General features: G+C 41.5%; 5 protein-coding genes. 2 read left to right on the plus strand and 3 right to left on the minus strand.

What is annotated here, in order from left to right; translation table 11 throughout:
- Positions 1–429 precede the first annotated feature (429 nt).
- Positions 430–3921, plus strand: coding sequence for a tetratricopeptide repeat protein (locus E7X56_RS11455; protein WP_167879538.1), 3492 nt, complete (start codon positions 430–432; stop codon positions 3919–3921).
- A 114-nt stretch (positions 3922–4035) separates the two neighbouring features.
- On the opposite strand, the gene E7X56_RS11460 is transcribed toward E7X56_RS11455, so the two are convergent.
- The gene (locus tag E7X56_RS11460; RefSeq protein ID WP_135606876.1) at positions 4036–4548 is read right to left on the minus strand and encodes a hypothetical protein; all 513 of its coding nucleotides are present in this window, start codon (positions 4546–4548) and stop codon (positions 4036–4038) included.
- A 221-nt stretch (positions 4549–4769) separates the two neighbouring features.
- Between E7X56_RS11460 and E7X56_RS11465 the strand changes: the two genes are divergently transcribed.
- Positions 4770–5552, plus strand: coding sequence for a hypothetical protein (locus E7X56_RS11465; RefSeq protein ID WP_135606877.1), 783 nt, complete (start codon positions 4770–4772; stop codon positions 5550–5552).
- A 42-nt stretch (positions 5553–5594) separates the two neighbouring features.
- Here the strand turns inward: E7X56_RS11465 and E7X56_RS11470 are convergent, their stop codons facing one another.
- Both E7X56_RS11470 and E7X56_RS11475 read right to left on the minus strand, forming a co-directional pair.
- Entirely contained in the window at positions 5595–7169 is a 1575-nt protein-coding gene (locus E7X56_RS11470) for a GAF domain-containing protein (RefSeq protein ID WP_135606878.1), read from the minus strand.
- A gap of 546 nt (positions 7170–7715) precedes the next feature.
- Positions 7716–13115, minus strand: coding sequence for a cobaltochelatase subunit CobN (locus tag E7X56_RS11475; protein WP_210409277.1), 5400 nt, complete (start codon positions 13113–13115; stop codon positions 7716–7718).
- Positions 13116–13174: the final 59 nt, after the last annotated feature.

The following is a 13174-nucleotide window of genomic DNA, read 5'->3' on the forward strand; positions in this document are numbered from 1 at the left end:
TTAATTCAACTTTAGGAGTATGTCTGGAGTTGGAGGTTTGAATTGACATATGGCGGCGAATTCGCCGCATATATAGCTATCGAGTAACATTATTTCATACGGATACTAAAATTAGTGAAGTACTGAAATTGGATATAAATACTAATTTTGTTTTTGTTTTATAAAAATGTGTTTGTGAAAGAAGCGATCAAAACAACTCAAAAACAGTTCATAAAATATCCATATATAGACCTATTTTCGGAATATTAATGAACGAAATGCTTGAAAACCGAATTCTGCGACCATGAACATCGGCAAAAACTTCACATTCGCCTCACACTTATCGTAAATAATAAAAAACAGCATCAAGGTAACGCAATAATTTGAAAATAATCAGAAACCAAATGGAAGTAAAAAACAAAATTGATGCAAAATTATTTAAATATAAAAATGGAACATATATATATGTATCTTGATTATTCTGAGAAATGGATTAAAAACGGAGATAGCTTATTTAGTCTCAAAAAATACGAAGAAGCAATTGATGCATACAATAAAGCACTTGAGATATATCCGAAGGATGAAGGTGCATGGGAAAGCAAAGGAAATGCTCACTTTAATCTAAAAAGGTATGAAGAGGCAATTGATGCATACAATGGAGCCCTTGAAATAAATCCGGAATTAGAAGGCATCTGGATAAATAAAGGAAATTCTTGTTTTAATCTCAAACGATACGAGGAAGCAATTGAAGCATATGATCAAGCTATAAATATCTACCCTGAAGATGAAAATGCATGGATCAACAAAGGAAATGCTTATTTTAATCTTAAAAAATACGAAGAAACAATTGATGCATATACTAAAGCCCTGGAGATATACCCTGAAGAGGAAAATGTATGGATCAACAAGGGAAATGCATATTCATATCTGGAAAGATACGAAGAAGCAATTAAAGCATATGATAGAGCCGTAGAGATTAATCCGGAATCAAAAGATGCATGGGAAAACAAAGGAAATGCATATTCACATTTGAAAAAGAGTGATGAAGCGATCGATGCATTCAATAAGACCCTGGAGATAGATCCGGAAGATGAAGATGCGTGGGGAAGTAAAGGAAACACCCTTTTTGGCCTGGGTAAATATGAAGAAGCAATTGAAGCATTCAATAAAACCCTGGAGATAGATCCGAAAGATGAAAAGACATGGGCAAAAAAAGGGAAGGCATATTTCAATCTGAACGAGTACACAGAGGCAATTGAAGCATTCAACAGAGCTCTGGAGATAGATCCGAAAAATGAAAATATGTGGGCAAAAAAAGGGAAGGCACATTTCAATCTGAAGGAATACACAGAGGCAATTAAAGCATATGATAGAGCCATAGAAATTAATCCTGACAATGAAGACCCATGGATAAACAAAGGAAGTACGTATTTTACGCTTGAGGATTACGAAGAAGCAATTAAAGCATATGATAGAGCCATAGAAATTAATCCAAAGGATGAAGAAACATGGATAAACAAAGGAACTGCATATTCTAACCTTGAGAGTTACGAAGAAGCAATTAAAGCATATGATAGAGCCATAGAAATTAATCCAAAGGATGAAGAAACATGGTTCAAAAAAGGAAATACGCATTTTACGCTTGAGGATTACGAAGAAGCAATTAAAGCATATGATAGAGCCATAGAAATTAATCCAAAGGATGAAGAAACATGGTTCAAAAAAGGAAATACGTATTTTACGCTTGAGGATTACGAAGAAGCAATTAAAGCATATGATAGAGCCATAGAGATTAATCCGGAATCAAAAGATGCATGGGAAAACAAAGGAAATGCATATTCACATTTGAAAAAGAGTGATGAAGCGATCGATGCATTCAATAAGACCTTGGAGATAGATCCGGAAGATGAAGCTGCGTGGGGAAGTAAAGGAAACACCCTTTTTGGCCTGGGTAAATATGAAGAAGCAATTGAAGCATTCAATAAAACCCTGGAGATCGATCCGAAAGATGAAAAGACATGGGCAAAAAAAGGAAATGCACATTTCAATCTAAAGAAATACGGAGAGGCAATTGAATCATTCAATAAAGCTCTGGACATCGATCCGAAAGATGAAAAGACATGGGCAAAAAAAGGAAATGCACATTCCAACCTCGAGAAATATGAAGAGGCTGTTGAGGCTTATAATAAGGCACTTGAACTCGATCCAAAGGATGGAAACGTCTGGGCAAGCAAAGGAAATGCCAGCTTAATTCTGGAAAACTATGAAGAAGCTACCATAGCATACGGCAAAGCCACGGAACTTGACCCGGACAATGGAAGCATATGGGCAAGCAAGGGAAATGCCAGCTTAATTCTGGAAAACTATGAAGAAGCTATTCAGGCATATGAGAAAGCCACAAAGCTTGACCCGGACAATGAAGGCATATGGGCAAGCAAAGGAAATGCTCATACCAGCCTGAAACAATATGAAGAAGCTATCGAAGCATATAATATGGCCACAGGTATCGATCCGAAAGATGAAGAGGTATGGGTCAATAAAGGAAATTCATATTTCAACCTGGAAAGATATGATGAAGCAATATATGCATACGTTAAAGCCCTGCAGATCGACCCGAAAGATGAAATTGCATGGATATACAAAGGAAATGCCTGTTCGATCCTCGAAAGACATGCAGAAGCAATTGATGCATACAATAAGGCCACAGAGATAGATCCCAATTCTGAAGAGGTATGGATCAACAAGGGAAATACACTTTTCACTCTGGAAATATACGACGAAGCACTCAATGCATATGATAAAGCCACTGAGATAGATCAGGGATCGGAAAGCGTCTGGACCAATAAGGGGAATGCATATTTCTGTCTGCAAAGATACGATGAAGCAATATATGCATACGACAAGGCCACAGAGATAGATCCTGAATCTGAATTCGTATGGTCCAATAAAGGGAATTCATATTCTTATTTGAAGAGATATGAGGATGCGATCGTAGCATACAGCAAGGCTCTGGACTTAAAGCCAAAGGATAAAAATGCTTGGGCTAACAAAGGAAATGCATATTCCCACCTGAAAGCATACGAAGATGCGATCATAGCATATGAGAAAGCTTTGCAGATCGATCCGGAAGATGAACCTACATTGATCAACAAAGGGAATGCGTATTCTCAAGTGAAAAAATATGAGAACGCTATAGAGACATACGAGAAAGCTCTTCAGTTGAACCCGGAAGATGAAAAAGTATGGATAAGCAAAGGAAATGTCTATTGTCATCTGAAAAAGTACGAAAAATCAATTGAAGCCTACAATAAAGCTCTGGAGATAAATCCTGAATGTGAGGACGTGTGGACCAATAAAGGGAATGTATTTTCTCATATGAAGAAATTCGAAAAATCGAGTGAAGCTTACAATAAAGCTCTGGAGATAAACCCGGAGAATGTGGCTGTACACCTTAATTATGCAAATACATTAAGAGAGAACAAAAAGTTCAGTGAAGCTGAAACTGAAGTAACACTCGTACTTCAGATGAACCCATCAAATTCATTTGCATTAGGAGCTCTTGGAGATATCCTCTCAGATGAAGGCTATTTCAAAAAAGCGATCGAGGAATATGAAAAAGCACTTTTCAATTCAGAGGAAATGCACCCCTCATCAATCTCGGAGATCTATAACAATATGGGTAGAGCATATGGAGAACTGGAAGATTACGAGAAAGCTGAGAAATATTTCCGGAAGGCTCTGTCAGAAGATGAATATAATGTAAAAGCAATAAGGAATAGTCGAATTCTTGAGAAGATGAAAGTTTCACGGGGGTTGTTGAGGAGGATGTTGAAAATGAAGCGTTCAAATGAGCCGGAACCTGAATTTGAGCTAAGCAGCAGTTATGGCCTTATCGAGGCAAAGAACCTGATCCATGAGAATGCTCTTGAAGTTGAATACTGATACTCGCACGTATTCAAAGAGTTATTTGAGATATATTACACAAAGTAGTTGTCAGATATGTTCGGAAGGTCTCTTAACCGAGATCTTCTAAATATCCCTGAAGATGATATTTTTTTAGGATAGCATTTTTTTGAACATTCTTCTAAGCAAGGTCTTTTTGAGAAGGAAATAATCCTGAGTGGCATTCATAATAGCACGTTTTTCCAGCATTTTCCTATCCTCAGGCCACTGGGACATTACTTTTTCCAGCGTTTCCATCAGAAGAACTCTTTTTTCTTTTGGAAGTTTTGTCAGAAGATCGATCCGGGTAGTTACGATCTTGAACATATCTTCTTCTGACAATCCACCCTCAGCATCGAGCATTTCGCTTATTGCTTCTAATCTTTTGTCATCCGGCATGCTATAAAACTCGTCCAGATTTTTGCATATTGCATCACACTTTTCCTCCTCAGATCTTGAAGCGAGTTGTCTTATTGTTTCTGTTATGCAGTTGACAGTTTCGGCCTGCTCTTTGTAAAGCTTACAAACCGGACATTGTTCAAAGTGGTCCTCAATTGAGCCGGAATCGTTACCAATACATTCCTCACAAGCTTTTGCAAGCTTCTCCAACTTCTCTTCTGCAATCATAATTCAGCATCCCCTATAATAGATTTAGATGCGCTTTTATATATATTTTGAGCTTTTGACCAACTGAAAGCAGAGGTTCCTTAGAAATAAATTTGCAGTTTATCGCCTAAAACAAATTCTGGAAATTACGAAATGGAATATTCACATGCAATTTTTGCACAAAGTATAATAGTGTTAAATATCAAATAATTAAATCGATCACGATTCTGGGGGTTATATTTATGAAAATTTCATCAAAGACAGTGATCGGTTTAAGCTTGACTTCTGTCTTTCTGATAATGGCAATTCTTTCCTTAAGTCTGGTTTCATCGGCAGAAAGTGTTGAAAATGATACCAATACCAAAGTAACAGCCATAGATGAAACTGTAACAAGTTTGAATGATTCTGTCAATGAGATATTACCGATGACAGTATTACCGGAAAAATGGATACCCATCATTCTAGGCATAGTTCTTTTTGTATTCGCAGGAATACTTATTATGGGGTACTCAGCTGACAAAGATCTGAACAAAGGCGAGATGAGGAGAGCTATCGCTGGAACCTTTGTAATAGGATTTACGTTCTTGCTGCTTTTATCGATCTTTTATGAATTTAAGAATAAAGACATTGTAACTGCATATATCCAGATGACAGGGGTTGTCATTGGTTTTTACTTCGGGACCAGAAGCATATTGGGAAAACAAAAAGAATCTTCCAATAAACTGAGCATTGAAAATGTTAAGTTTGAACTTGATGGATCGGGGAATCCGGATAAGAAGATCACAATATCAATAAGAAATGGAAGTGATGCCAGCATTATTGTGGACAAGATCTACTTAAACAGGGATGATTACGATATAGATAGCCAGATAGTATCACAAAAAGCTAAAAAAGAAACGATAAAACTCAGTGATGTCTGGAAATATGGGGAGGAATATAAGATCAAAGTGGCAACCACAACGGGAGAGATGGATGAAAATGTTTTTTCGCCACCAAGAAGAGAGGGAGATGAAACAATAGAATAAACTTGGTCTAAAATATACCACCGCAGTCTCTCACAGAGGCCTTTAATCCCATTTTTCCAAAATGACCCAGAAAATACTTCCCCGACCTTCAGGATTGTCCTCAACACCCACACTGCCACCATGAAGATCGATTATCTTCTTTACTATGGCAAGACCAAGGCCTGTTCCTTTAATCCCTTTTTTCGTGACACGTTTGAATCGCTCGAACAATTCCGGCTTGTTCTCGTCCGCAACTCCTTCACCAAGATCTGTAACCGATACTTTCCAGTCACCACCAGCATCATAGATGTCTATGATGATTCTTTCTTTTTCAGGGCTGTATTTTATCGCATTCGACAACAGATTTGAAAAAACGTCCTCAATCATCGGGTTTGCTCTTGCAGGATAGGCACCCTTATGATCAAATTCAACTATCATCTGCTTCTCTTCGATATTGGGCCTGAAGTTACCGATCACACCCTCAATAACAAGAGCGATGTCCATTTCCTGAAACTCGATCTCCTCAAAGGTATCCAGTTTTGCAAACCTTGCAGCATTCTCGATCATGTCGATCAGTTTTTTGTTGTTGCGTTCAATTGTTTGAACCATATCATGCTTCTTCTCATCATCCTCCATCTCAAGCAAAAGCTCGGCATAACCCTTGACGATCCCTGCAGGATTTAAAAGATCATGGCGCATGATATCGGAGAAAAGCTCTTTGAGCTCGTTCGAATGTTCAAGGTCCTCCGCATATTTTTTTAGTGCCTCAATGGACTCCCTGCGCTGGATAAGCCTCCACAGGCCCTGCATCAGCAGCGTCAGCTGGCGAACATCGGAAGCATCATAATCTCCGTCCTTGTTTCCGACACCTGCGGTTGCAACGATCCTGCCACCTTCGAACACAGGGACTGCCATGTAGTTAGTGAGTTCCACATGACCTTCAGGATAGCCTCTCTTGAGAGGATGTGGGGCGATGTAGTTGTCGATTATAACAGGTTTCCGTTGTCTGATCGGTTCACCCCAAAGACCGATATTTTTTACTTCATAGACGAATTTCCGGTCAGGAACGGTGCACTCTTTCATCACACTGTTCGACCAGGTATGCATTGTAAGGACCGACTCATCCTCATTCAGAAATGCCAGGTAACCAATAGTGCTACCTGTAAGCCTGACAGCTTCTTCATGAACAAAATCTGCTATCTCCTGCATGGGTGAATCCATCATCTGTTCAAGCTCTAGAAGTGCTTCAAGTCGGGATTCATCAAGTTTCAAGGTATCTTCAAGGCCCTTCCTCTGTGTTATATCCTCGATAATGCAGATACCACCCAGAAGTGCGCCGTCTTCCGACATATCCGGACTGCAATGGACCTCCATCTTAACAGATGGTACTGCAAAACCGGGTAAATACTCCCCTTCATAATGAACAGGTGTCCCTGAGAGCACTTTTTGAATAGTAGAAGTCATTTGCTCGTCATTAAAAATGGACATTATATCCGATCCGATGATAGCTTCCTTCTTTTTACTAATGATCCCTGAAGACCGTTCATTGCAAAGAGTAACAATACCATCACGGTCAAAATAGATTATTCCCAGAGGAGATTTCTCAAATATCATGCGATATTCATTTTCGGATCCCATTGAAGCACTCCCTTCTTCAGATGATAGAACATTCAGTAAACATACCCTACTAGTATATGATTAAAATACAATTTAAACGTTTTTAGAAATGTCATTACATCTCGAAAGCTCTACTAAGGGAAGAAATTAAAAAAATGATTTGTGAGGTTTCGATCCCAAGATACATCGCCAGTGGTGTGCTTTGAATCTTGAATTAAAAGCCGTCGGGGGAATTTTAGCTTATTTGGTTCTGATCTTGAAGTATTAAGCGTGAAGCTTCCATCTATCCTTGAGACTTTGAAGGCTAATAATTCTCGAAGAGATATATCTAAAATACATTTCCAATATTCAGTTATCTGGCATTTGCCACATGACAAAGGTCTTAGACTAAATTGTGACAAGTGTCTATAGATTTTATGCGATTCGAATTATTGTTTTTAAATATTAGCTATAAAATTTGTTATGGCATGCATATAACCAAGTATTGAAAATCAATCACTTAGATAATCAGATTAAAAAAATAACAAAGCACTTCGACAACATTATCGAAGTGCTACTAAATTGATTTTAGATCCTTCGTCTCCTGAAACCGATCGATATGGCACCAACGGCTAACAAGACCAACACGCTGCCTAAAATATCAGCACCGGAGAAGGATGTAGATGATGAGGCTGAATCACTTGTTGTGGATTCTTTTGTCATTTCATACCCTTCAACGTAGTTGTCTGGTGTGCTTTGCTGAGAAGCCTCTGGTGCCTGCTCAGCCGTGGTTCCGTAGCCACCATCCGTTACCATGCTCTGATTTCCGGTACTGCTTCCAGCACTCTTTTTACTGGTCTTTGATGATGTGGATGGTGCTGCTGCTGTTTCTCTCCAGGTGGCTTCTTTCATCAGCCGGTTATACTCATCCATGGTCTCCTTGCTGACGACACCGGGTACTGACATCACGCCCTGCAGATATTCATCGAGAAGTGGGTTACCGCAGGTGTGGTGGCAGCATGTTACGCCATTTTCTACGACAGACTCAACATACTCATTCACCAGATTCTGGATGACCTCATCTGAAGCATCCCAGTAATCCTTGCGTATGACTTCAATCATCATGGAGTTCATGGACTGGCGTGCCCATGGATTCTCCTCATCGAACCATTCTTTCAGCCCGAGGTCATACTTATCCTGAACATAGACATCATAGAACTCCTTCCACATATCATCAGTGATCTCGTCAGGAAGCGTGAAGCCCAGTCCAGCAAAGTCCTCCAGCACACTCTCGATCTCACTGGCACCGGAATAGTCGTGTTCCATCATACCTTCGATCCATTTTGGATTGTAGTATTTGGCACGCAGGTCCCTTGTAAGGAATTCACCAAGGGTCTCTACCACTGCCTCATCCGGATTCTTGAGATTGACTATGTACATTTCCGGCGTATCTCCGGAAACTTCCCTTACACCCATGCCGAATCCACCGAAGAACTCATAGACATGGTCAAAGACCACACTGCCACTGCCTCGGCCATCGTTACCGCTGCGGCTGAACATGACAGCCTCCGTGTTGGAAAGCACTTCTCTGAAAACCTCGCTATCAAGATTACCCCATATATTGTCACCATATGCATAGCTCATGGAATTGATGTAGAGATTGGCAATTTTACTTTCATCCTCCCAGGTACCAGTGGCAGTCACGGCCTTTCTGAATCCACCGGCTCCCCAGCTTCCCTCATCTGGCCCGAATACTCTGCATTGGGATATCTTCCTTGCATCTTCTTCGGTGTAGTTGCCAGTGGCCATCAGGGTATTGTATATTGTATCTGAATTTTCTCTGATATAGTTCGGATAGCTGGAATTATTTGCCTGGGCTGCCAGCCGTGCACCCCTGTCCATCAACTGAACCTGCCACTTCCAGTTGTCACGGTATATTCCGGTCATGGTGACCACGGCATCGATCCTGGGCCTTCCAAGTTCCTCTTCCGGAATCAGCTCAACATCTACCACCTTACCGGATGAATCCCATACTGGTCTTACTCCCATCATGTACAGTATCTCAGATTCCATGACACCTTTATGCCTCATGGATTCGCCAGACCACAGCACAAAACCAACCTTTCTGGGATAGTCGCCGTGGGTTTGGTTCCATTCGGTGAGGAACGCATCAACCAGTGTATTAGCAACATTCCATGATTCTTTTGTTGGAACAATATTCGGATTGAATGCATAGAAATTCTTTCCGGTAGGCAGGACCTCCGGACTTCTCAGAGGGTCATCTCCAAGGGCAGGTGGAACATATTTTCCTTCCAGTGCATCGAGCATCGCCGGAATCTCAATGATACATCCCCTGATATTCTCAGCATGTTGCACAGCAAGATTCAGATCTTCTACAACCTGCATCTGCTCATCAGAAAGACGCTGTATTAAGACAACATTGCATTCTGGTTCTTCAGTTCCTGTTTCGATTGAATATGTTTGACCAGAAACCTGTCCGAGGAAACAGATTAGATCCTGTGCATCACCACTTACATCTGTCTCCATATTGATATCCAGGTTGGTGGCTGCCCCATCCTGTATCTTGACGTTATTTGTTGCAATATACCAGCTATCTCCATACTGGGATACACTATGATATAGTGCAGTTACAACATATGTCCCATCAGGCAGGTTTTGGAATGTGTACTTATTTGTTGAGCTATTGACATAAACTTCCTGAATATTGTTATCTTTCTGAAGAACTACCATTGAATCGTCTACCCCCCACTCTGATCCCATTGGACTATAGGTGACATTTCCAGATATTGCACCTGATCCTGTGTCTTTGGGAACCGGAGGGTTGTCCTCTAACAGTTCAATAACATATTCAAGTTCTGCATTTGTTGCACCTGTCGCATTCTTTGTAAGGTTCAATCTTACATCGGAGAGTGCCTCGCCGTTTTCGATTGTAATGTACTCTTTGCCGGTCAGCCAGCCATCTTCAGTTTGTGTAAATGCGTAGAGCGTGTATTTTCCATCTTTTACTATAGAGAAATCATATTCTCCGATTCCATCGGATGTGGTATTTGCAACGAACTCTCCTGATGAATATGTGATATTAAATCGATCAATTAGGAGATCTAGCGGATCTGTTCCATTGACCAGGACACCGTTTAAGAGCTCGTCAAGCCCGTTCGGGGAATGTGCAGGCTCCAACTCATCAGGATCATCAAACAGGTCTGCCGCCGCAACATGCTCCTCAAAGTTCTCACCGAGCATTGATTTTACCATGGCTATAAGTCCCTCATTATCCATTGGCTCTCCAAGGATATGCAGTCCATAAGGTATGAATTCACTTGCAAGCTCATGCAGATAATCATGCACGGGACCATGGAGGACAAAGTTATCAAACTCGGTTTTATTCATCTCCCGCAAATCATCGGCCGATACATTGAGCTCAGATTCAAAGTTGAGGTCCGTATAGTAGTCTATGATCGAATTCTGGTATGCAGCTACCATATTCTCATCATCTTCTGTCTCGTAAAAGTGCATCTTATCATGCAGAAGAGTGAGATTTCCGTAGAGGCCTGCACTCACGATTGCAGGTGTTGCATGGTCCACCATGACCGCGTTACCTCTCCTCTTTGCCATAATGCCCTCTCCAATACCTCCCACTTCATAGAGGTACACAACAGGCATATCCTGGATCAGGATCGCAGGCCAGCAGGTCTTACTTGAAAGGCTTGTACCTTTACCCTGTAACCACTCCTGTGTTCCATGCCTTCCAAAGTGAACAACAGCATCCGCCTCATATCCATTCTTAAGCCATAGGTAGAATGCAATGAACTGGTGAGATGGAGGCATTGTCTGGTCGTGGTACAAGAGAGTATCATTCTGTGAGGTGCCTCTTGTAGCCTGAGGGGCAACAAGGATGTTACCAACCGAGATCTTTGGAATAACAAAGTACTTGCCGCTCTCGTTCTCATACACCATTGCCTGTCCGGGAGGTTCTCCCCATGTATCGATCACGCTCTGCCTTGCTTCAGGTTCAATATCATTCTCGAACCATTCCATGTACGTCTCGACAGGCACGAGTTCAACATCATAGTTCTCCACCATATTCTGCAGCTCACCGGGTGCCCATACTCCGATATTTCTGCCCTGCTGCAGTACGAGCTGCAGGAATTCGGACCTGTTCGGCTGCATTCCGTCAAGGTCGTACCCGCTCTCGTTCATCGCATCCAGCAGGTTCGGTATGCTGGGAACAACATCAAGGTTGCCTGCGACCATTGCCCCCGCTTTACCGTGAGCATAGTAGATGATTGCAACCTTTTTATCCTCATTAGCGATATGTTGCAGATCCATCCAACTTACTGTTCGGTCGATCAGCCAATCTACCTGATAATCGATCGGTTTGATTACCTTGGCCTGGAGTGTTTCGTCAAATACCTCTCCACCGATCACTATAGATTCGATCTCACCCCCGATCTCCATGATGGGAATCTGGTACTGGAACCAGGGATCTTGGCCCGTGGTGGAATTTTCCCAGTCTTCGATAGTGCCCTGATATATGATTCCATTGATAACGGGCACATTCGCCTCCTGCAGATATTCACTATTCTTTACAGCAGAAGACATTATCCACACACCTTTTCCAAGATCAATGAAGGCATCTACTTTCCATTCATCATCTTTTTTGAAAAAGTCGTATGCATCGTCTGTGAATAAGACTGATGGCCTATAAGCAGGAATGACGTTAATCCCCCTGGCTTCCAGTTTATTTATAACGCTTTTCACCGCATCGTCGCATATATCATCATCCCACGATGCGAAGAATGTGACACCGACTGTGTAATTGTCAGGATCATAAACATGGTGGGTTCCATCATCCACTTCATACCATTCCAGATATGATTCCAGGTTTTCAAAAACGGCATCTGCGTCCGGGTGGTATATCGCAACCGATGGCATTATCGCAGGTGCCTCAATCTCGATTTCACCGTCATACTCACTGAAGGGCTTTGAAAGGTCTACCGCCGAAAGATATGTGAGAAGACGAATCATGTTCCCATCATATCTCTGATTCCAGTAGTCTTCAAGATAGTAACATGTCTCATCGTCCCTGAGATAAGAATGATTTGTAAAATCAACGGTGCAGACACCATAGTTCCAGTCAACCACATGGGCTTCAGCCTTTTTATTTTCCATCATTTCGAGTACCTGAGGCTTCAGGTTTGCCCCCATAAAGGACATTCCACCCTTTTTGGTTATGAAAATGATGTCATATTGACCCAGATCGATGCTTTCATCAAAAGGAGTGAATAGTGATTCTACTGTATCCATACGGTAACTGCCATAGACATCGACATTGTCCATACCCATTTCTGCGACCGCACCCCTCACCCTGCAAGTATCTTCAGAACCTATTACCAAAAATACAATGCGTTTATTTTTATATGCATCAGGCAGTGTTGTAGCGATGTAATCAACCATAATTTCAGTATCACTTCCCCTCGCATTGGTTACAGTTAGTGTCACGGAATAGGTTCCCACACTACCATATGAATAGACAGGATTCTGTTGTGTGGAGTTTTCTCCATTTCCAAAGTCCCAGAACCAGGAGGTTGCATTTTCGGACAGGTCTGTGAACTGAACGGTCAGAGGTGCATCACCTGAAGTTACATTTGCGGTGAAAGCAGCTACTGGCAGTGACACTGATGGTTCTGATGATATTGCATTCTTCTTTTCGAATAACTCTTCAAGGAATATTCCCATGGTTGCATTCTTTTGTGCAACGTTTGTTCCAGGCATCATCTCGAACATTGCAGTACCTGAAACGGTAGCAGTACCAGTGAATCCTGCACAGGTTCCGTTCTCGATCTTATCCTTTAGCTGATCCATCTCAGTTTCACTGGTGGATTTTGCTACAACCTCAGCACCGGTGATGGCATTTCCATCCTGAATAATTACCGTTCTTTCTCCGATGTAGTAATACGTTCCACCCATCGGGGATTGTGACTCTTTGACGGATCTGATCTTATAGAAGCCATCAGGCAAATTAACAA

The organism is Methanococcoides sp. NM1 (assembly GCF_900774285.1).
In the GTDB taxonomy this organism is placed as follows: Archaea; Halobacteriota; Methanosarcinia; order Methanosarcinales; family Methanosarcinaceae; genus Methanococcoides; species Methanococcoides vulcani.

What these genes read in the sequence shown, in the direction of transcription:
- E7X56_RS11455 (WP_167879538.1), top strand. Translation starts at nt 430, where the DNA reads ATGGAACATATATATATGTATCTTGATTATTCTGAGAAATGGATTAAA.
- E7X56_RS11460 (WP_135606876.1), bottom strand. Translation starts at nt 4,548, where the DNA reads ATGATTGCAGAAGAGAAGTTGGAGAAGCTTGCAAAAGCTTGTGAGGAA.
- E7X56_RS11465 (WP_135606877.1), top strand. Translation starts at nt 4,770, where the DNA reads ATGAAAATTTCATCAAAGACAGTGATCGGTTTAAGCTTGACTTCTGTC.
- E7X56_RS11470 (WP_135606878.1), bottom strand. Translation starts at nt 7,169, where the DNA reads ATGGGATCCGAAAATGAATATCGCATGATATTTGAGAAATCTCCTCTG.
- E7X56_RS11475 (WP_210409277.1), bottom strand. Translation starts at nt 13,115, where the DNA reads ATGGGTGGAACGTATTACTACATCGGAGAAAGAACGGTAATTATTCAG.